We start from the raw sequence: 21,906 nt of genomic DNA, 5'->3' as shown, positions 1-21,906 counted from the left end.
AATGTAGTGCCATTAGGGTCCTTATTTCTTTTTCAGCCTGGACTTCAGTTCTGTCGTCAATTCAACTGCTGATTTATGATACTGCTCATATCCCGGAACTGGTTTTAGTTTCACTACCTTCTGGAAATATTCCAGGGATTTTTCCCATTTTTCCTGTGCATAATACAAGGCTCCCAGTTGGTAATGAAGCATCTGGAACCATTGTGATTTTTCAGGAATCTTCCGTGGAAGCGCCTTTTCCAGCAAGGCAATGGATTTATTGCTATCCGTAAAATGCGAAACTCGAAGCAGGAGGGCATTCATTTCTTCATCAGAAGTTCCTCCCTGATCCGTTTTTTCAAGCCACTCCAGGCCTTTTTTCTCATCTTTCAAGGAATTTAACCAGGTAACGCCCAGCAGATAGGCTACCTGGATTTGAACAGCCGAGGACTGAACCGAGGGAAATAATTTTTCATAAACCTTGACCAGATCTTCATGCCGCTTTTGATTTTGATACAGCAGGCCTAATTGTTTGATCATATAAATCTGTGTTGCCGGATCTTGTGTTTCAATCTGTGAGAGTGCCTGTAAATAAAATGTTTCTGCTTTTTTATACTGTTTCAACTCCATCGCGGCAGTGCCCTGATTGAGCAATGCGGTAAAGGAAGACGATGTTTTTCCGGAGAGACGGGCATAGGCGTTGAGAATTCCCTCCCAGTTTTTTTGTTCCCGTTCTGCGCTGGCCAGAATGTCTATAATCGTTGGAGTTGGCTCCATTCGGGCAGCATCCAGTTCCGTCTGAATAAAACGGCTTAGCGGTGCCCACTGTTTTTGTGCGATCAGTTCATTGATTTCTTTGCTGACCAGCAGATTGCGAACGCCATTGAATCGTTCAGATGCTTGTTTGTGCAATTCTTCAAAGGGTGGTTTGGCCTGCATGCGTGTGGTTGCTTCAAACCAGCTCAGTGCTTTGGGCCACTGCTGTCGTTGTTCATAGAATTGTCCCAGTTCAAAAAGGATGGGAATGCTCCAGGCGCTTTCACTGATCTGTCGTTTGACTGCCGCCAACAGCAGATTTTCAGCGGCGGTATCTTCCTTGTTTTTCAGATATAACTGACTTTTCAGATAAACGGCTTCCAGTTCCTGATCGGAAATTCCACCTTGATCTGTTTTGGTCAGCCATTCGTGCGCCATAGCCATCTTTTCTGCCTGGATAAACACTTTCCCCAGATAGAGATAATAACTGCTTCGTTCGGTTTCATCCGGCAGAAAGGGGAGAAGCTGTTTTTCACAGGTACTGACCAGTAGTGGATAATCCTTACGTTTCAGGTAAACCGTTGACAACAAGGCAAACACTGACTTGCGGAGTTCTGGTTCCGGTGTCTCCAAGAGGGAAAAAACCGATTCCAGTCTGGCGACACCCTCTTCTGTTTTTCCAGCTTCCAGCAAGCATTTGCCCTGCATATAACCGGAATAGGCTTTTCGGATCACATTTTCAAACGGAGGACTTTGAGACAGGACCCGTAAGGTGTCAGAACACTGGTTTTGCCCAAAATAAGTTTGTGCCAGTTCCAGATAAAAATAATTGCGTTGATCCGGAGGCCACCATGAATAATTGACTGCCTCAGACAGATACTCAATTTTCTTTTTGACTTGCCGGGTTTGTTGATAGAGTTGTGATAACAACGTTGCGGAACCCGCATGAAATCTGGCATCATTGAGTTTCTTCGCCTTTACAAGCCAGTGGATGGCCTCAGAAGGATGGTTGGTCTGAACTTCAATCCGGGCCAGACCAAAGTATGCTTCGCCAAGGTAATCCCCCTGTCCTGTTTCCAGATATTTCAGATACGATGCTGTGGCCTGCGCCGGATCACCGGCGGCTTGATAAAGCTGTCCCAGACGGCAATAGGTGACCGCTTGATAGGTGAGATCTCCTGTTTCCAGATATTTTTGAAACAGCTCCAGCGTTTCCTGATGCACACTGGATCCCGGTTGTGATGAAAACAACGTTTCATGCTGGATATAACGTGTTTCCGCCGCACGGAACACGGCCGCAGGGTACACTTTCACATCCTGATAATGCGACACGATGGTGTCAAAAAATAATTGGGCATTGGCCATTTGTGCCTGAACCTGGGCGTTGATTCCCATCTGATAATACACAAGACTGGCACGCTCATGTGATTGCGGCACTTTCAAATATGCCTGAAAACTGATTTCCGCCGCGGGTATGTTCTTTTGATACTGATAACTCCAGCCTTTGAGATAATGGTAATCCGGTTGGTCTTCCAGCGGGAGCAACAGGGGATCCACTTTAATAAAATTCTCTGAGGCCTTGTGATACATTTCCTCAATATTTTCTGTCTGTTCCTGTCGATTTTTTTCAGCTTTATTGAACCATGCCTGCCCCAGTCTGTAATACCAGACAGGACGAAAAGCACCTGTTTCATGTTGAGAAAGTGTGGATTCCAGAATGGAAATGGCTTCATCATAGTGTCCTGTTTTAATATGAATGGAACCGATTCGACCATGGATTTCAGCCGTATAGGAGGATTCTGGATACTTTGTCAGAAAGGCTTGGTATTCAGCCAGTGTTTTATCGGGAGGCGCCTCGGAGTCATCCAGAATCCGGGCTTTGTAATAATGCGCTTTTTCCAGAAACGGTCCTTCCGGGTAATCCTGCATATAGCTTTCCGCAACCTGATAGGCAATAGTGTAGAGGCGATCTTCTGTCACCTGTTCCAGCAGCGATATGTGTTCTTCTTCAGTCAGTCCCTGACTCCAGAGAGTTTTGGCTGTTGCCTGGGGATGGAAACAGATAACAGCCAGCAAAAGCATGCTCAGGAACATGTGAAACGCAATGCTCAACACTCTTGGCAGAACCGCCCCTATCCCTGAAAAGGCGGACCTTTTAGAAATCCACCTCTTCTTGCCACAGGAAGGTCGGGTGGGTGAAAAACGTTGGGAAGTTCTTCTGTTGTTGTTCATCAGGATGGCTTGAAGGTATTTAGAATTGATTTCCATATTTCAGGGTCAGCATTGTGGATTTGAATGAGCTTGGACCGGTTATTCTCTCCACGGAGAATGGTTACATCCGATTTGGCGACATGGAATGATTTTGCGAGAAATTCGATGCATTTTTTATTGGCCTGTCCTTCAACCGGAGGCGCGGCAATGCTCAATTTGATCTGGTCCTGATAAAATCCCTGCCAGCGGTTTCTGGAAGCTCCAGGTTGAATGTGCAGATGAAGTGTGAGGGTTTTCTCGTTCCAATGAAATGGGGTTTGTGTCATGATTTTTTAGAAAACTCCTTGTTCTCGACCAGTATCAGAAATTCGGAAATTTTTTTGAGGACTTCACTGTTTTTGATATCATATTCATAAAAAGTTCTTCCCATCACGCTCCGTTGTTCAATCACGGTACCATAGCGTTCATCCTGTTCTGCCGTCGCAAACACACAATACGGAGAAAAAACATATTCATCGCCACTGCTGTAGCCCATTCCCTTTGATTTTACTTTGGCTTCACCACCGACAATAAACAGGTAGTCCTTGGAATACGCGGGCAGAACATACCGAATGAGATAGGGCAGGGTCCAGTCATGTTTCGGGGTACGGCGCCGAACCACACTGTTTTCTCCAAACATTTTCATGGCTCGTGTGACAATGCTGTCGAGCCGTTTAAAATCATTACCCATTTTAAGCTGAATCAATCGCAATCGACCCGTGTATCCTGACGCTGACTGGCAAAGATAAAAAAACGGGACCTGTTTGGCGTTCATGAACGTAATATGCAGTTCAGGTTCCGGATCAGGTTCGGGTTCTGGTTCAGGTGCGGCCACGACGGGCTTGGGTGGCGGAGTTTCTTTTTTTGCAAACAGATTTTTCAACATCGCCAGTGGGGACTTGGTGTATTTCACCGCCTTTTTGGATTCTTGCTTGAAATGAGCAAGTTCACCTGATTTCTCACTCATGGACGGCATGTTGACTTTGAGTTTGTCATCGACATCATGATTGACTTCCTCAATCAGATTATTGAATTTATTGATAGGCAATTTCTGCAATAATTCAATTTCCTTGCTGGGGTCTTCAGCAATCCAGGCGTTGATGGTTTTGCCATCCACTTCGTAGGTGTTATAGATTTTTTCTTTGGCGGGATTATTCTTCAACTGGCTTTCCAGCCAGTTCATGAGGTATTCCTGTTTGAGAATTTCAAAATTATAATAATTGTAGTGAAAAACTTTGGCGGCATCATGCACTTTGGAGGAAAGCCCGTTGCGGAAATAAATCAGAAAAAACAGGTTCCGGTAATCATATTTTTCAATCACATGCGGGAAACAGTAAAACAACTGCTGTTCACGGCGCTCCAGAATTTTTTCCGGACTGACGAAATCAACGGTCAGTTTGGGATATAAAAATTTTTGATATTCTGATTTGACTGTATATCGGTAAAGGACTTTTAATACCTCCCTCAATTCAAGCAGGATTTTTTCTTTTTCGTCTTCAGAAAATCTTGACGGAAATTGTTTTTGCGGATCACGAAGTGTTCGGAACATCACATCAATACATTCCATTGTTTTTTTGATTTTGTAGATGTCATACAGAATGTGAGCTTCCTTGTCATACGGATCCCGCTCCACATAATCCATTTTTCCGTCGTGAATTCCCAATTGAAAAAAATGCAGAAGAAAATCACGAATCCCGCCTTCTGAATTGAAGGGGAGAATGAAGCGGACGGCTTCCTCTTGCTGAGGAACATCCAGCAAGCGCACTTCTTCCAGTTTACGTTCCATGAATTGGGTCAGAAACCGCCTGACAGCACTCAGTTCCTGAACTTGTACAGTATTGCTATCATTGGTTTCAGCAAAATATTTTTCCTGCTGTTGTCGGAAATATTCTTTCCATTTGTTGATTTCCGCCTGTAGTCTGTTCAGGTATTGATCCATATTGCTGACACTGGTAGTACGAATCAACTGTGCGACAGAACGATGATGTTTTGATTGAGTTTCCGAAGCTGACATAATTCCTGAATCGGTGTTCCTAGTTAATAATCTGTTGTTTCACTGATGTTTTATCATATATATAAAAAACAGATATGTATCAAGTATGTGTAAAAATTTGTGGCCTGACTTCCAGAGATCAGGCGTTTGCCTGCGTGGATTCAGGCGTGTCCTGGCTGGGTTTTAACTGCTATCCTCCGTCACCACGATATATTTCACCTGAAAAAATCAGGGAGATTTGTGCGCAATTGCCTGAAGAGGTGAACACTGTTGGCGTGTTTGTCAATGAACCTCTCCATCAACTCGAACAAATCATGAATGAAACCGGCCTGGTTCTGGCACAGTTGCATGGTGATGAAACACCGGAATATACTTCAGCTCTTAAAATTTCGTGGATGAAAGCCTTCAGGGCGTCACCTGAATTTGAAATTTCTCAAATTAAACAATATGGTCAGCAAAAATTTCTGCTGGATGCCTGGCACCCCAACTTGTATGGTGGCTCTGGAAAAACCATTGATGACTGGTCTCTTGCGGCACAGGCCGCCAGACAAGGCACTATGTTTCTTGCGGGTGGACTCCGGAACGCAAATATCGCTGAAGCCATTCAACAGGTCAAACCTTTTGGCGTAGATGTTTGTAGCGGCATTGAATCTTCGCCCGGCGTCAAAGATATTAATAAATTAAAAGAACTTCTCAACACGGTTCATCAAACACAGTTACAACTCTCAGCAAACGAACAATAAATCAGGGCCTTTATGAATCATAGCCAATACACTACTTCTGGCGGTATCGTCATTGAAAAACAAATCACAAACCTGCACCTTGCCAACGCTCTTGATCCGGTCTACCAGCGCATCAATGATCACCAGGGGGTGCTACTGGTAAGCAACTATGAATATCCTGACCGCTATTCACGCTGGGATATCGGTTTTGTCGGCCCGGCTCTGGAACTTTATTCCACATCCAGAAAATTCACGATCAACGCCCTGAATAAAAATGGAAAACTGCTGTTGCCACTGCTTGCTGTTGCCTTGAAAAAACACCCACACCTTGAATCATTGCACAGTTCTGAGGACTCGCTGTCTGGTGAAGTTCTTCCCATGCCAGCTTTTTTCCCTGAAGAAGAACGTAGCAAACAACCCAGTATATTTTCAGTGATCCGCTGTTTCTATGCCTTGTTTCAGGGGGCTGATGACTATCTGGGACTCTATGGCTCGATGGGCTATGATCTGGTTTTTCAATTTGAAAATATTACGCCCAGACATTCACGAAATCATGAAATTCATGATTGCCATCTGTTTTTTCCGCTGGAACTGTATGTGGTTGACCGCCAGAAAGAAGTGGCTTACAAGCTGGAATACACCATTCACACCCCGGAGGGACATACTACCAGTGATCACAGTGGCCTGCGTTATCCGGTTGTGCAGGGAAATGCGGATGGTGTGATTGCCTGCGATCATCAACCCGGTGAATTTGAAAGGAAAGTTTCAGCAATCCGTGAAGGATGCCGCCGTGGTGACTTTTTTGAAGTGGTGCTGTCACAATCCTTCTCCACCGGTTTTGACGAACCACCGCTGACACTGTTCCAGCGAATTTGTCAAAGCAATCCGAGTCCCTATACGTTTTTGATCAACCTTGGGCATGAACATCTCATTGGCGCATCCCCGGAAATGTATGTGCGTGTCGAAAATGGCCGTTTTGAAACCTGTCCCATTTCAGGCACGGTTCCAGTTGGAAACAGCCCCATGGAGACCGCGGAACACATCAAACAGCTCATCTCCTCGGAAAAGGAAGAATCAGAACTGACCATGTGCACCGATGTCGATCGTAATGACATGTCCCGCATCTGTATTCCGGGAAGTGTCAAACTCCGTGGACGCCGTCTGATAGAAATGTATTCGCGACTGATCCATACTGTCGATCATGTGGAAGGACAACTGTCTGCGGAATATGACGCGCTGGATGCTGTCTTGTGCCACATGTGGGCTTGTACCGTGACGGGGTCTCCCAAGCCCATTGCCATGCAGACCATTGAGGATCTGGAAAACTCACCAAGAGAATGGTACAGCGGATGTATTGGCGTGCTGAAATTCAATGGAAACGTCAGCACCGGAATGACCATCAGAACCATTCAGCTCAAACAGGGTAAAGCGACGGTGCGCGCAGGAGCTACCCTGCTGTTTGATTCTGATCCGGCACTTGAAGAACGGGAAACCCGCATCAAATCATCAGCGTTTCTGGAAGCGGTGCTCGGGAAAAAACTGATCAAATCTGTCAAGGTGCCCCGGATTCCCTCAGGAAAAAATAAAACAGTGCTGTTTGTAGACAATCAGGACAGTTTTGTTCACACGCTGGCGAACTACGTCCGACAGACTGACGCCAGGGTCATTACCCTGCGTTCCGGATTTCCACCGTCCATGATTGATGACATCAAACCGGATCTGATTTTCATTTCTCCCGGTCCCAAAACGCCTCGTGAATTAGGGGTTCCTGAACTTGTCGGCGAAGCTGTTAAACGAAATATTCCTGTATTTGGCGTATGCCTGGGACATCAGGGCATGGCAGAATTTTTCGGAGGAACCCTGAAAACATTTGAAACACCAATCCACGGAAAACCTTCAAAAATCTTCCATAACAACCAGTCCATTTTTGAGGGATTGCCCAATCCCTTCATTGCGGGACGCTATCATAGTCTCTATGTGGAACGTGAAACCCTGCCGGAATGCCTGGAAATTCTTGCGGAAACAGACGACGGGGTGATCATGGCCTTGCGCCACAAATCAAAACCTGTGGTCACTGTGCAATTCCATCCTGAATCCATCCTGAGTCTCAAGGATGAAGCTGGAATCAGCCTGATCCATCGTGTTCTGGAACTGCTTCCCGGACAACAATGAGGGATTTTAAAAAATAATGCTCAGCGTGCATTGACAGCATTTAGATTGAATCAATTCTTTTGTGAAGGAGCCCCATGAGTTTGTTGAATTTTACTGAAGAACATGACCTTTTCCGAAAAACTGTGAAACAATTTGTTGAAAAAGAAATTCGACCGAATGTGGAACAATGGGAGCTGGCGGGCAAAACACCACGCCATGTATGGGAACGTGCCGGAGAATTGGGTTTTCTCGGACTCACCTATCCTGAGGAATATGGCGGAATGAATGCGGATTATCTTTACACACTGATCTTATCAGAAGAATTAGCTCGTTGCGATTCTCCAGGGGTATCCCTTGGACTGGCTGTGCAAACAGATATGGCGACTCCGGCAATTGCTCATTTTGGCAATGAATTTCTGAAACGCAATTATCTTGAACCCGCAATCCGTGGAAAAATGATCTGTTCCATTGCGGTTACAGAGCCTGGATGCGGTTCGGATGTGGCAGGAATTCGAACCAAAGCGGTCAAGCATGGTGATTCTTACCTTATCAATGGCACCAAAATGTTCATTACCAATGGAACTCAGGCCGATTTTCTGACACTGCTCGCACGGACCAGTGACGCACAGGGACATGGCGGGTTTTCGCTGTTTGTTGTCCCAACCAACACACCGGGGTTTTCCGTGGGCCGGTCGCTTAAAAAAATCAGCCATCTTTCATCAGACACTGCCGAGATTGTTCTGGAAGACGTTCGTGTTTCGGAAGAGCATCGGATTGGTGATGAAGGCAAAGGGTTTGTGTATCAGATGAAACAGTTTCAGTTCGAACGTCTTGCGGGAGCGTTTCAAATGCTGGGTGCCATGAAGCGGTGTTATGAGTTGACTAAAACCTATATTCAGCAACGGGAAACGTTTGGTCAGGCATTGGCATCCTACCAGGTGACCAAACATAAAATGGCGCAGATGCTGGCGGAAATTATGTCCGTTGAAGCATTGGCTCAGTATTGTGTTTCCAGAGTTCAGGCTGGTGGCGATTTCACCAGAGATACGTCCATTCTGAAACTGATCGCCGCCCAAACCCAGATGCGGGTTACGAACGAATGCTGTCAGCTTCATGGCGGTTATGGCTTGATGGCAGAATATGCGGTAGCCCGCTATTACAGAGACTCCAAACTTTCAGAGATAGGCGGTGGATCGAATGAAGTCATGAAAGAAATCATTGCCAAAATGGAAGGGTTTCGTTGAGATCCGTTGTGGTTTTTCAAACACCTCCCTGTTTTGTTGATGGGGAGGTCTGCAATTCAGGCTTCCCATGAAATTTATGTTGTCCAAAGTAATCCTGTGTGTGCTGATTGTTGCGTTGCTGGCCAATTTCACCTGGTGGTCCTGGAAAAATCATACACTCCCCTCATCCATTCAACGCACCATTGCCATTCAGCGATTATCCCCCCAACAGCGATTGTTATGCAGTGTGCTCCATTCCAGTATGAATCGAGCCAGAAAATATTTTTTATATTCTGTCAAACAAAGTTACCTGGATGTAAACAACACCACTCCACCTATTCAGGTTGATCTTTATATTCTAGTACATTTTCTCATGTATCAAGATGTGATAAAATTCACAGGGGACTCCGGAGAAGAATTGTTTCTCAGAAAAAAAATCATGGATTACTTTTCAAGTACGTTTGGTCAGGATATTTGGGAACGGGAAGGATGTGTCCTGGTTAAGTTGCTGACCGGAATGGAAAAAAGTTATGCGCCATTTCGTCAGATGAAACCGATGATGGATTATTATGCCAAATTTATTCATTCCCACTGGAAGAACGATGGTGTTGGCGAATGTTTTTCAGGAAATATCCGGCGCAGTTATGGCCCCTTGAATCTGGTTCCTGAATGCTCTCCTGTGACGAATGAACTGGATGCGAAGCTCGCCTATTTTAAATCCATCACGCGCTTCAGTCGTCATAATCCATTGATGAATATTCAGAGTCCGTCACTTGAACTGGAACCCTCAGGAGCGATGATTGGTTGGGCCGATATTCTGCCGGAAATGTATGTGATTCGAGGTTGGCAGGAACAGAAGAATGGTGTGATCAAACAGGAACGATATGAGATTGCCCGCAAAAGAGTGGTGCAGGCTGTGAACAAATTGAATGTTACCAGAGTGATAAAAACTGGACTGAATATGGATATTCTCCTGTATGCGTATTTACGGGCTAACCGAAAAGTTGACATTCCGTCAAGTCAGATGCTTAAAAAACTTTTATCTGTCCAGAAACAAAACGGTAGTTTTCCTTCACCATTTGACTTTGGACCAACTCATCCTAATAAAAAGCATAACATTGATGCCAGCCCTACCTATTTTGCGCTACTTGCGATGAACGAATATTCCAACCTTATGGAATGTCCTGAATAATCATTGTGGTAAGCGTTATTTCATGATCATGGGAGATTAGGAAAAATCGAACCAGACAGACGTAATAAAATGAGAATAACGCCTAATCCCCCAAGAAATTTCCAGACCTGGGCATTCATGCTTTCATGGAGCCGCATCATGGTTTTGTTGAGATCATCCATCTGTTGACGCATCTGTTCAAAACGTTTATCCACCTGTTCAAAACGTTTATCCACCTGTTCAAAACGTTTATCCACCTGTTCAAAACGTTTTGATACATCCTGCTTGAATTCCCGAATTTCCCGGCCAAGTTCAGAGGTCTGAACTTCCAATGCCGCAAGTCTGGCTTCAGGCGCTTCCTTGAACTTTCTCCATTGTTGTTGCAGGACTTGCACATCCAGTTGATGCAACTGCATGACACTTTTCACAATTTCTTCCACTTCTTTTTTATCTTCTACACTCAACCCCATATGGACTCCATTCAGGTAATTGTGGATGCTTTTCTATAAAACTATCGAACCTGAGAGAAATAGACCAGAAAAAATCCAGCGTGGAAGTGGGGAAAAAAGGGGTTGGTCATATTTTCGGTCATGTGTCAAAAAATCGGTTTTTGATTTTCCACCTAGTTTGGGTTTTGTACCGTAGGGGCAGACCTGTGTGTCTGCCCAAGAGTAGGGCGAACACACAGGTTCGCCCCTACAATTTGTGGCCCAAAATATGATCAACCCCGTCCGATAAAGCATAAGTCACTGATGAAGATGAACTATTTGTTATTCATCTTCCTTGTATTCATCAATCGGATCTGGTTGACCTTCACCACGAAATTCTGAATGGCATCCTTTGCATCCATTTTTTTCAAAGGATCGGAGTTGTTTTTTGATGCTGTCCAGACTTCCATATCGAGCCACTTCAACCAGTTGCGATGCTTCTTTTTCCATGATCTGGGTTTGTTCCACAAACTTTTTGGCTAAATGGCCATTCTGATCCCATATCTCAGCCTTTGCTCTGGATTTTGGCCCCAGACTTCCAGGTAAAAACAATCGAAGCATTTCAAAGGACAATGCTCGCAATGCTTCTGCATGGGTGATGAATTGATTTCTGAGGTTGATTTTTTTAGCGACTAGCAGACGGAGTGCCTGTGTGTGATTTCCTTTGATCGTCATGACATAATTACGATATTTGATTAAATCATCTCTGTTGATTTTATTCACGGTCTGTTCTTCCTGTTTTTGTTCAGGTTTTTCCTGTGCATATACCGGATAGATCACACTCATCCACAGACATCCTGTTACCAACAGTGATTTTTTGATGAGGTTCTTAACATTTTTCATGGCATGGTCTCCCTGCAAAATGATTATCAAAGCCAAAGTGGTTCTAGTGGTTCATAACAAGTAGAGATCCGATAGGTCAATAATAATTTATTCAGGATCATCAAAAGGAGGGGGGCTCAAAAATAAAGCGGTTTCCAGTCAATGACCAGAAACCGCTTCTTCAGGATGATCTTATGATTGCGATGATCAATGAATGACTGTTCTTTTACTGGACAGTCATTTCCCCCGCATCACCACGTTCCATTAATAAATCCATGCTTTGCAATACTTTTGGAAGATTTTGATCATCATTAGAAATTCTATTTGTACCAGACAGAGTGCCATTAACGTTCCAATAATATTCATAATCCAAACATACAATGAATTTATTAATACATTTAGACCCAGTTTTGGTTGCTAATGAAGCAGATACCGTATTTCTTACTTGCAAATTATATGTTCCTGCAGATGTTGGCGTTGATGTTAATGCACTATTATTGGCAGAGTTTTTTGCGTCAGTTGAACTATCATCATCCGTAGTAACAGCTTTTGTATAGTTTGATGAAGTAGGAACCCATCCCACAGTTGAAAGATACTCATTTCCTCCAATTGATTTCATGGTGGCACCTGGAATCACCTGACTGAGATGACCTTCTTCAGTTAAGATAAACGGATGATGATTGGTATAAAGACCATAGCCTGCAACACAATTAGTGACCTCATAGGTATTGTTATATCCACAGGCTGAATGAAGACCGACCAGTCCATCATTACGGTTAGCGGATTTTTCATACGAATTCAAATGATCTACAATCACAGGATCCCCTTCGTAAATTGAAAAGCCAAGCAGAGATAAATCCAACCAGAGAATGTGACCATTTCCGGCAACATGGAGTACAGGGGTTCTTCCATCATTTTGTTGATTTCCTGAAAGTGTAGCTCTACGTGCATTATCGGGAATAAGATTATATCCTGCACCTTCACTTCCTGGTTGACCACAGCGGAATTGAGAGAAAAGTAAGCGGATGAGGGGTTCTGTATCTGAACAAGTCACTTGGGTCACAATCAAATCAATGGTACCGTGGTTGGCAATCGTATCAATAATCCATGAAGCCAAGCCAGTTCCACCGGATGCAGACGCTATTTCAAGAGAAAAATTGATGCGTTCCCACATTGATTTGCCATTAACCATATAAGCTGCTTCAGTTCGATGTTTATATAACTCTGCCAGCAACACATCAGCGACCCCACCTCCAGTTGAATGCGTGATGAAAATACAACCATTGGTGTCGCCACAAAAAGTGCCACTTTGTCCTACTCGTGTGTCTTGGTTTTCCATTAGATTTTTCAACCTGGTAATTAACCCTTTTGTACCAGAATTATAGGTTCCAGATGAACAAACATCGATCGCTGAATCTTGAGAACTGTTGGTTGCCCCCATATAACTTTCAACACAATCATAATTATCATATAATTGCGTAGCATTGAACTTATTACCTGCTATGGAGGTAAACTCCCTGCCGATAGCGTCAAAACGATATCCGGAGTCCCAATGCAGATGGGCCTCTTTAGAAATGCTTGGATTAAAATTTAATTTATATACGCCCCAATATAGTTTGGCCATTTCTAATTGAGAATCACTTGACGTTGAACCTGTGATTGAAGTCACTGTATTAATAAAAAAGTTCAATACGGTTTGAATGATTGAACTCCCACTATTATCATTGGAGGTATGCATAAAATTTCCGAAGCCCTCAATATAGATCACGTCAGGTGCTACCGTGTTACGTTGAGTTTCCATCGTGGAATCAAAATCTAAATTTTTTGATTCCATCTGAACAGATGACACGTCATTATTGATATGATTATCCTCCTCCTGTGGTGGTTGGCAACCGGACAGGGCTACAGAAAATCCCAGAACACCAATTGTTAGATAGCGAATTATAGTTTTCATAATGCCTCCTGAATGTTAATTAATAAATTGCAGTTGAACACGGGTTGATCGTAATTAAAATATTATATTTATTACAGTCTTTTGTCGTGAATGGTTTTTTCCTGATTGAGCTGATTTTCGTTGTGAATTGTAAATAATGTATTTCAAAACAAATTGTTAGGTGTGATAACATTTTTTTGTTTTTATCCTAAAAAAAGTTAAAAAATTTAACTGTGAAAAATTAAATGGTCTGAGATTTTTGTTATTTAATATTGTGAATGATTTGCTGGAATCTTTGGAGTTTTTGTTGCTCTGCGGAATCACTGTAAGGTTCATCTTTATACTGATCGAAGCTATGAGCTGGAATATTAAATGTGACATTGTCCGTATTCCCCATACCATAACTGATTTTGTTTATTGCATCTGGCATGCGCTCGAGAATAAACGACTTCAATTGATATGGCCCTTCATCATTAACCCATTTGATTCCAGAAATATGGGCTTTTAACATCACTGTATTCATGCCCTGATTCAATAATTGTGTTTCATCTAACAGCAATAACGGCAAACCAGATTGCTGAGAGAACAGATGCCCTCTTAATTTATATTGGGCCTGTTTCGGAACATTTACGTGTACAGGAATGATTAAATGAGGTCCCTCAACAGTTGTGTCATCAATGGATACAATTTCTCCTACAGAAACCTGATATTGAATTTGTGTGACCAAGGCTTTATCTCCATATCCCATTACCAAAAATTTTGTTAATATTTTAAGCTCACCACTCCAGGCAGTGCTATCATCCGCAGGTGGAGCAATGTCTAAAGTATACGTTTTTTCCATCTCATCATTAGTCGTTTGTGGAATCTCAAATGAAGCTAAAACAAGACCAGTTTCATTAGATATTTCGGCAATTATATTGAAAATTTCTGGAATAGGTTCTGATTGGCTGGCGAAGATCCTGAATTTGTAAGGGATTATTTCAGGATAAAAGTAATTGGCTTTAGGCAATACAACATCATACTGGAAATTTCCAAAATGACGTTGGTAGGGTCTGAATTGATAAGGTTTCAAGGTAGGAGCTGTTTCATCGATCACTTGTGAATATGCCGGTATCTTCAGATTTTCAGCATATTCTGCAGCAATTTCTTCCAGCCTTTGTTTTATTTCAGGTTTTCCTGCCATATGGTCCTTGGGTGGAGTAGTCAATTCTGTATCTGCCTGCGTCGGATCGTCCACCAATTTCAATTTGGGCACTTCTGTTTCATTTACAATTACATCGTCAGGAGGCATTGGTGGCGATTGTGGTGTTTGAACTACGGACGCAACTTCTTCAGGAGGAGGTTCTTCGCCTAAAAAAAAATAAAATCCTATGAACAGGATCAGTATGATTGCAGCACCAATGCCGAGTTTCTGTTTATCCATAGAGTTCTCCTTATGAAATGATGGTGATAATGGGTTGCACCAGCAACCTGTATGGGTCTTGATGTACCAAAGAGAAATTTCTGTCTGAAATCTGATTTGATTAAATCGTCTCTGTTTATTCTATAGACAGTCTGTTCTTCCTGTTTTTGTTCAAATTGCTCATCTCCACAGACATGCTGTTACCAGTAGTGATTTTCTAATAAGTTTAATAACTTGTTTCATTGCATAGTCTCCTTGCTAAAATTTTTATTAAAACCAAAGTGATTCTAGTGGTTCATAACAAGTCTAATTCAGGTTGGTCAATAGCAATTTAAAAGGTTGTAATTTTTCAGCTTTCAGCGCTCAGATTTTTCTAATTTATTGAAGCGTTTTTACAAATCATTTTTCGAGTGCTTGATCCTTGCTTCTGTAACTGGCAAAATCAATTTTTTGAAAATGTGTGTAACTCGAATAGGAATGACATGAACTCTAAAAAAATCACCCATGTGCTGTATGATATGGATGGATTGCTGCTCGACACCGAACAGTTTTACACCATTGTCACTCAGGAGATTGTCGGAAAATTCGGCAAGACGTTCGATTGGTCTGTCAAATCAAGGATGATTGGTAAAAAAGCGATTGATGCGGCAAACATTCTGGTCAACGCCTTGAATCTGCCTATCAAGCCAGAGCAATATCTGGAACAACGAAATGAGCGTTTGCGGGAACTCTTTCCTTCTGCGGAACCTCTTCCGGGCGCAATGCGGTTGACACAGCATCTGGCCCGTCAGGGTATTCCACAAGGTGTGGCAACCAGCACCACCCGTGAAATGTTTGCTCTCAAAACATCCCGTCACAAAAGCTGGTTCGATGTATTTCAGACCGTGATTACGGGCGATGATCCAAGGGTGAAACAGGGGAAACCCGCACCGGATATTTTTCTGGCTGTGGCTGATGAACTGGGTGGCAGGCCTGAGGATTGTCTGGTTTTTGAAGATGCCCCCTCAGGAATGGAAGCTGCTTTGAAAGCCGGTATGTCGGTCGTTGTGGTACCTGATCCCAACATGGCGCATGACGTTTACAGAGAGGCACATCAGATTCTCAACAGTCTGGAAGAATTCAATCCGAAATTGTGGGGGCTTCCTGTGTTTTAATACAGGGGCGACCTGTCGCCCTACATCGTAATTGGGACAAATAGGCGCGGACATCTGTTGTAGAAACCAATGTGTAGGGGCGACCCGCTGGTCGCCCAACATTTGCCAAAAATTCCGAACAACATCGAATTTAAAAAAACATGAAACCTTCCTCCAATTTTACTGAAATCGTTGAAGCCATTTTATTTGTTTCCTCCCGACCTGTCTCAGTGAAGCAGATCACGGAGGCGGTGGAAGGGCTTTCTACTGTGATGGTGCGGGAATGTGTCAAGAAATTGAACCGTGATTATGAGAAAACAGGCAGAGTGTTCCGGATTGAAACCATTGGGGACGGATACCAGATGCGAACACTGGTGCAATATCGGGAATGGGTTGTGAAATCTGATGAATCAAAAACCATTAAGTTGTCACCTGCCATGATGGAAACCCTGTCCATCGTGGCTTACAAACAACCCAGCACCCGGGCACAGATAGAGCAGATCCGAGGGGTGGACTGTTCCTATTCCCTGCGGACCCTGCTACAGAAAAAGCTGATCAAAATTGTTGGAAGAGAACAGGTTCCCGGACGCCCCAGCCTTTATGGAACATCCAAACTGTTTCTGGAAGTATTCGGACTCAAGGACATGAAAAGTCTCCCCTCCCTGAATGAACTGGGCATGGCAGACAATGAATCCACTCAAATGGAATTACCGCTCAATGTTGAGCCTGAACCGGAAACGACTCCAGAAACGTAAGCGTTCTCAGTTTTCAAGCATTCTCAAGCTCTGGAAGCCAAACGATCATTCTGCTATTGAGTCATAATGCTCCCAAAGCGCATAAACACTGACGGCTGAATACTGATAGCTGAACGCTTATCCGGAAACAGATGCGTAAGAGGATTCCCGGTCAACGATGCCGGGCGTTTAACTCATCCAGCAAGGCGGTGTATCGGGTCATGGGGCTGGCATTATCCACGGCCAGTTTCAAGGCTTTGGGGGTTCCAATGAGAATGACCAGTTTTTTTCCACGAGTGATGGCCGTGTATAACAGATTGCGCTGAAGCATGACATAATGCTGGGCTGTCACTGGTACAATCACTGCCGGATATTCACTTCCCTGGGATTTATGCACTGAAATGGCATAGGCCAGCAGAATCTGGTCCAGTTCCTGTTCGTCGTAGTGCACAATGCCCACATCATACTGCACCCATAATTCTTTGGTTTTCGGATTGCAATCCATGACAATTCCCACATCCCCGTTGAACACTTCCTTGTCATAACTGTTCTGTTGTTGCATGACCTTGTCGCCTTTGCTGTAACGGTAATCCCGATGTTCCAGAAATGTATCCGATGGATTGAGCGCGGCCTGTAATCTCGCGTTGAGGGCAATGGTTCCTGTCAGACCACGGTGCATGGGCGACAGCACCTGGATGTCCAGTTTTGCGTCAAAACCAAAACGTTGGGGAATCCGCTCAGTCACCATTGTCAGAATTTTGGCTACAATCGCGTCCTGATCTGATTCGCGGATGAAATAAAAATCGGCGAGATCTCCCTGTGCTTCATGGATTTCAGGGTATTCTCCCTTGCGTACCTTGTGGGCATTGAGGGTGATCAGACTGTTGTTGGACTGGCGGAAAATGGTTTGCAGACGAATGACCGGAATTTCTCCGGAATGAATCAGATCCTGCAGAACGGTTCCCGGTCCGACAGACGGCAGTTGGTCAATATCGCCAACCAGAATCAGTCTTGATTCCACCGGAAGGGCATCCATCAGGGCATCCATGAGCAGGCAGTCGATCATGGAGGTTTCATCCACAATCAGCAGTTCAGTCTCCAGGGGATTGTCCCGATTTCGTACAAATCCCTGCCGGCCATATTCCAGCATCCGGTGAATGGTCACGGCAGGCATTCCGGTTGTTTCCGTAAGACGTTTAGCCGCCCGGCCAGTGGGTGCCGCCAGTGCGATGGATGGAATATGCGGTTTTATCAGTTCCAGAATGAAGCGGATGATGGTCGTTTTTCCTGTGCCCGGACCGCCGGTGATGATCAGTACCTTGTGTTCCAGAGCGGCTTGAATGGCCTCACGCTGAATGGCGTCCAGCGACATGCCCCAACGGGCTTCCTGACGGCTGATGAGTGTTTCCTTCTGCTCAAACCGGGTGTAGGAACTGCTCTGGAAAATCCGCATCAGGGCTTCAGCCGTTCGTTTTTCCGCATAATAATACCGTGGTCTCGCAATGAACGACAGGGTTTGCTCATTACGGATAATAAGCCGCTCTTTCAGGGAATGGTCTGCCAGCAGTTGGGTGATGGCGGTTTGAAGAACGGGTTGTTCAATGTGAAGGTCCTGCGAGGTTTTTTCGAGGAGCAATTCTCGGGGATAACAGGTGTGTCCGCTCTGAGCCAGTTGCTCCAGCATATACAATAACCCCGCGACTGCGCGTTCCGGCGAATTGTTGCCAAAGCCCAGTCTGGAGGCCACCTGATCCGCGGTGAGGAAGCCAATGCCCTGAATTTCTGTGAGGGTGTAGGGGTTGCTCTGGATGACAGGCACACAGCTTATTCCATAAAAATTGTAAATTTTACGGGCATAAGTCTGCGAGATTCCCAAACTGTAAAGAAAGCTCAACAGTTCACGTAGTTCCTTCTGTTCTTCATGAACATCCAGCACAGCCTGAAGGTGTTTTTTGGTGAAGCGTTCCACCTTGAGTAACTCTTGCGGCGATTCATCAATGATCCTGAAGGTATCTTCTCCGAATTTTTCCACAATGCGTTTTGCTGTCGCTTTTCCTATGCCATGAAACATATCGGATGACAAATAGCGTTCAATGCCTTCAACCGATTGGGGAAGGGTTGGCATGAATTCTGACACCGAAAACTGTTTTCCATAAATGCGGTGTTGTTCCCAGTGTCCCTTGATTTGCAGGATATCATTTTCATTCACATTGAAAACGGAACCCTTGATGATGAGATATTGCCCGGTTTTTTCTTCGCGGAAGCCACCGATCATGAACCCGGTTTCGGGAAAGGAGCGGATGATTTTTTCCAGAACACCTATCAGTGTTTGTTCTTCCTGACTCATAGTGGCGAGAAACAGTAAGATTATTGCGGTTTGGAGGGATCTTCCCGTAAAGGTTTCTCCGGTGTATAAAACGGGGAACGGATCATCTGAAGCAGATCGAAACGCCATTTATTGTTTTCCAGCATCAGCAGAAAGGCCTGTTTTTTTTTGAATTGCAGGCTTTGGTTGCTTTTGTGTTTGAACTCCAGCGGAACATTGACATACAGCATGGTTCTGAAAACAAACGAGAGTTCCATCTCTTCATCTTTCAGGTCTCCAACAGGAACCCAGTTCAGTTCCACCATGCGTGTCGCGTATTCCTCAAGCGTCAGTTTCTTGCGGGATTGTTCGGTTCCATAATCATACAACTCAAAATAACGTTCTGTCCGCCATAACTGAATAAATTCCTTGAAGGCCTGTCGTACCTGACCCTGGATGTTTTCCATTTCCAGAGGCGTTGGCGCGGACAAGGCACAGGGCGCAGACATCGTCCACAGCATGATAACGAGCAGGAAATTTGACAACTTCATCATTCGAGATTCCTTAAATCTTTAACCATTTTTTCTGGTTCCCTACCTCTGGTGGGGAACCCTCCTTACCCACCTCCGGTGGCGTGCCAACGAGTTGTGGAGATGGCTGAGGCCGTTTAAGGGAGTTCTATATCACACAGCACTGAGAGTAAAGCGGGATTTGCTCAAGAGCACGATCATTGATTGAATTCCTGAAAACCGGTTTTACAACATGATTATCCTGGTTCCCCGGTATTGCAGAAAATATCGGATAAACGCATCAGGAACAGAGGCTGAAGGCGACACGTTGAGCCATTCCGGCGTTACGGATCCAAAATCAGGCTCATGATAACAGGCAAGGCTCCCATGCCATTGGAGGCTCCGGATATTTCCGTCCAGTTTTACACAGTCTTCACCTTTTACCAGAAAATATCCCTGCAAAACATCCCGGGGCGTGCCCGTTTGATAAATCAGCAGATTCTGTTCAACGATTCCAAAAAACAAAAGTTTTTGTCCGGCTGAAAGTTGGGTTTGAGGAATCCATTCCAGGTTGCCGGTTGTGGTGATCTGAAGTGGATGTGGTGAAAGTGGTGCCTTGAGGAACAAGCGGGTGTTTCCTGAAATCAGGAGTGAAACACTGCGGTTGAGCGTAATCCCCTGTTTTTGGCCATGCACGGTCACAGTCAACTCTGTTCCTGCCCACAGAATTTCAGCATCACCCATGACTGGTTGTGCGTTGTCTTGATCCTCCGTTCTTAAAAAAACAGTATGCGGTTGACAGTCACCTGTCGTTGTTGTGCCAGACTTGCGCCGGTTCATCACCAGAAAAGAAACACGGGTCAGATCACAGGGAGTGAGAAGAAACAGTGATTCAAATTCCAGCCTCGAATGCGGGCGGGTATAGCTTGTCTGCAGGACGATCCGGTTTGAGGCGTCGGGGACAGGCAACCGGACTTCCCATCCAGGTTCCACATGCAGTGCTTCCGCAGTCAGGTTGAGTGGTTTTTCACGGAGTTGCGCAACGGTCATTCTCTGAATTTCTGAGAGTGCGGACGTCAGGATATTGTTCAGGGACTGATAGACACGGTTCATATCCAGCAGGGCGTCAGTCTGTAGCCTGTGCTGTATCGACTGCTGGTATGCGTAAACCCCCAGTGTTGTCAGCATGAACAGAAAAATCATCAGGGGAATCATGATCATTCCAGCTTTGGAACGTGGGCGATGAAGCATTGGATCAAATGGTTGATGAATCACAGTTTGTAAGGCGAATCAGGAGTTGAAACAGCGTGTCATTCAGGGTTTTCTGCTTCCCTGCCTCTGGTGCAAGGCTGTTAAGCCCTGTGAAGGCACTTGCAGCAATTCCCCCTTGGTTTAAGCTTAACTTTGGACACATTTCCACAATTGAAATTTTTATGCTAAGCTGAACATCCAGTGACAAAAACAAACCATGAATCAGTGGAGGTTCTCATGTTGATAACTACGGTAGCTCCCTGGATTGAGCAGGAATTTGCAACATTAAAATTTAATGATGAACGACTGAACATACGAGCAATGACGATATTATCTGATCAATATTCGAGTCCTCAGGCCACGCTGTATGGAAGCAGTGCCGATGAAGCAAATGCCAAAGGCGTGTACCGTTTTCAAAGCAATCCGAAAGTATCTGAAGATGAACTTCTCAAAAGCCATCGTGAGGCCAGTGTGAAACGGGCCGGCGCCTATTCGGTTGTATTAGGAGTCCACGACACGACCCAACTGGATTTTAGTACACAATCCCAAAAACATGGTACGGGTCCTCTTCAGACACTAAAACAGCGTGGATTCCTGTTACACCCTGTGGTGTTGTTTACTCCGGAAAAAATTCCTCTGGGTACGGTCTTTGTCAAACTCTTGTCCCGTGATGATGAAACCTTTGGTAAAAGTAAACAACGTGCCCAACGTCCCATTGAAGAAAAAGAAAGTTATCGTTGGATTGAGTCTGTTCAACAACTGGCGACCCTCCAGAAAGAACTTCCCCACACGGAGTTAGTTTCTGTTTCGGACGCCGAATCCGATATTTATGAACTTTTTTTGGAAGCTCAAACGACCGCTCAAGGACCGACCGTCTTAGTCCGGGCGGCGCATAACCGGAAATTAGATCAGGAAGTTCAAAAACTTTGGCCTTATATGGAACAAACCGCCCCGGGATTTGAAATCGAGTTGGAGATTCCCCGTAAAGACCATCATCCAGGCCGATACGCTCAAGCTCAAGTGAGTTACGCGCAGATCACCCTGCCCAAACCCGCTAATAAAACCGGGGTACCCGTAAAACTCT

The 21,906-nt window shown here is 44.6% G+C and carries 17 protein-coding genes; 7 read left to right on the top strand and 10 right to left on the bottom strand.

The features are described from left to right. Positions 1 to 21: 21 nt before the first annotated feature. Genes HQM11_17950 through HQM11_17940 form a run of 3 tightly spaced genes read right to left on the bottom strand, consistent with a single transcriptional unit; the run spans position 22 to position 4,999 of the window. Complete coding sequence (locus tag HQM11_17950; protein MBF0352922.1) at positions 22 to 3,003, bottom strand: tetratricopeptide repeat protein; 2,982 nt, start codon at positions 3,001 to 3,003, stop codon at positions 22 to 24. Next, positions 2,967 to 3,272 carry a YggU family protein gene (locus HQM11_17945; GenBank protein ID MBF0352921.1) on the bottom strand — a complete coding sequence of 102 codons (306 nt, stop codon included), beginning with the start codon at positions 3,270 to 3,272 and terminating at the stop codon, positions 2,967 to 2,969. Before HQM11_17945 ends, HQM11_17950 begins: the two co-directional genes overlap by 37 nt. Beyond that, on the bottom strand, positions 3,269 to 4,999 hold the full coding sequence (locus HQM11_17940) for a hypothetical protein (protein MBF0352920.1): 1,731 nt from the start codon (positions 4,997 to 4,999) through the stop codon (positions 3,269 to 3,271). Before HQM11_17940 ends, HQM11_17945 begins: the two co-directional genes overlap by 4 nt. 74 nt (positions 5,000 to 5,073) lie before the next feature. Here HQM11_17940 and HQM11_17935 point away from each other — a divergent pair, with 74 nt between their 5' ends. From HQM11_17935 to HQM11_17920, 4 genes are all read left to right on the top strand, one after another. Continuing rightward, positions 5,074 to 5,721 carry a phosphoribosylanthranilate isomerase gene (locus tag HQM11_17935; GenBank protein MBF0352919.1) on the top strand — a complete coding sequence of 216 codons (648 nt, stop codon included), beginning with the start codon at positions 5,074 to 5,076 and terminating at the stop codon, positions 5,719 to 5,721. A gap of 12 nt (positions 5,722 to 5,733) precedes the next feature. Then, entirely contained in the window at positions 5,734 to 7,872 is a 2,139-nt protein-coding gene (locus HQM11_17930) for an anthranilate synthase component I (protein ID MBF0352918.1), read from the top strand. A 74-nt stretch (positions 7,873 to 7,946) separates the two neighbouring features. Further along, positions 7,947 to 9,095, top strand: a complete 1,149-nt coding sequence (locus HQM11_17925) for an acyl-CoA dehydrogenase family protein (protein MBF0352917.1) — start codon at positions 7,947 to 7,949, stop codon at positions 9,093 to 9,095. 76 nt (positions 9,096 to 9,171) lie between these two features. Further along, entirely contained in the window at positions 9,172 to 10,266 is a 1,095-nt protein-coding gene (locus HQM11_17920) for a hypothetical protein (GenBank protein ID MBF0352916.1), read from the top strand. 26 nt (positions 10,267 to 10,292) lie between these two features. Here the strand turns inward: HQM11_17920 and HQM11_17915 are convergent, their stop codons facing one another. The 4 genes from HQM11_17915 to HQM11_17900 all read right to left on the bottom strand — a co-directional run bounded on the left by HQM11_17915 (position 10,293) and on the right by HQM11_17900 (position 14,911). Next, positions 10,293 to 10,715: a hypothetical protein gene (locus HQM11_17915; GenBank protein ID MBF0352915.1), complete on the bottom strand. Its 423-nt coding sequence runs from the start codon at positions 10,713 to 10,715 to the stop codon at positions 10,293 to 10,295. A 300-nt stretch (positions 10,716 to 11,015) separates the two neighbouring features. Further along, positions 11,016 to 11,576, bottom strand: a complete 561-nt coding sequence (locus HQM11_17910) for a cytochrome c (GenBank protein MBF0352914.1) — start codon at positions 11,574 to 11,576, stop codon at positions 11,016 to 11,018. Between the two features lie 205 nt (positions 11,577 to 11,781). Next, positions 11,782 to 13,509, bottom strand: coding sequence for a hypothetical protein (locus tag HQM11_17905; GenBank protein MBF0352913.1), 1,728 nt, complete (start codon positions 13,507 to 13,509; stop codon positions 11,782 to 11,784). 241 nt (positions 13,510 to 13,750) lie between these two features. Continuing rightward, entirely contained in the window at positions 13,751 to 14,911 is a 1,161-nt protein-coding gene (locus HQM11_17900) for a hypothetical protein (protein ID MBF0352912.1), read from the bottom strand. A 461-nt stretch (positions 14,912 to 15,372) separates the two neighbouring features. On the opposite strand from HQM11_17900, the gene HQM11_17895 reads away from it, so the two are divergent. Both HQM11_17895 and scpB read left to right on the top strand, forming a co-directional pair. Next, positions 15,373 to 16,044 (top strand): HAD-IA family hydrolase, encoded by a 672-nt coding sequence (locus HQM11_17895; GenBank protein MBF0352911.1) that lies wholly within the window; start codon positions 15,373 to 15,375, stop codon positions 16,042 to 16,044. A 140-nt stretch (positions 16,045 to 16,184) separates the two neighbouring features. Further along, complete coding sequence (gene scpB / locus HQM11_17890) at positions 16,185 to 16,778, top strand: SMC-Scp complex subunit ScpB (protein MBF0352910.1); 594 nt, start codon at positions 16,185 to 16,187, stop codon at positions 16,776 to 16,778. Between the two features lie 151 nt (positions 16,779 to 16,929). Here the strand turns inward: scpB and HQM11_17885 are convergent, their stop codons facing one another. From HQM11_17885 to HQM11_17875, 3 genes are all read right to left on the bottom strand, one after another. Beyond that, positions 16,930 to 19,104, bottom strand: a complete 2,175-nt coding sequence (locus HQM11_17885; GenBank protein ID MBF0352909.1) for an ATP-dependent RecD-like DNA helicase — start codon at positions 19,102 to 19,104, stop codon at positions 16,930 to 16,932. A 20-nt stretch (positions 19,105 to 19,124) separates the two neighbouring features. Next, positions 19,125 to 19,616, bottom strand: coding sequence for a hypothetical protein (locus HQM11_17880; GenBank protein MBF0352908.1), 492 nt, complete (start codon positions 19,614 to 19,616; stop codon positions 19,125 to 19,127). Positions 19,617 to 19,817: 201 nt separating this feature from the next. After that, positions 19,818 to 20,786 carry a hypothetical protein gene (locus HQM11_17875; protein MBF0352907.1) on the bottom strand — a complete coding sequence of 323 codons (969 nt, stop codon included), beginning with the start codon at positions 20,784 to 20,786 and terminating at the stop codon, positions 19,818 to 19,820. A 273-nt stretch (positions 20,787 to 21,059) separates the two neighbouring features. On the opposite strand from HQM11_17875, the gene HQM11_17870 reads away from it, so the two are divergent. Next, positions 21,060 to 21,906 (top strand): IS4 family transposase (locus HQM11_17870; GenBank protein ID MBF0352906.1); only part of this gene is annotated, 847 nt, incomplete at its 3' end.

Source organism: SAR324 cluster bacterium (assembly GCA_015232315.1).
In the GTDB taxonomy this organism is placed as follows: Bacteria; SAR324; SAR324; order SAR324; family NAC60-12; genus JADFZZ01.
The sequence above is the reverse complement of the archived record's forward strand: the minus strand, read 5'-3'. Positions and strand labels throughout refer to the sequence as shown.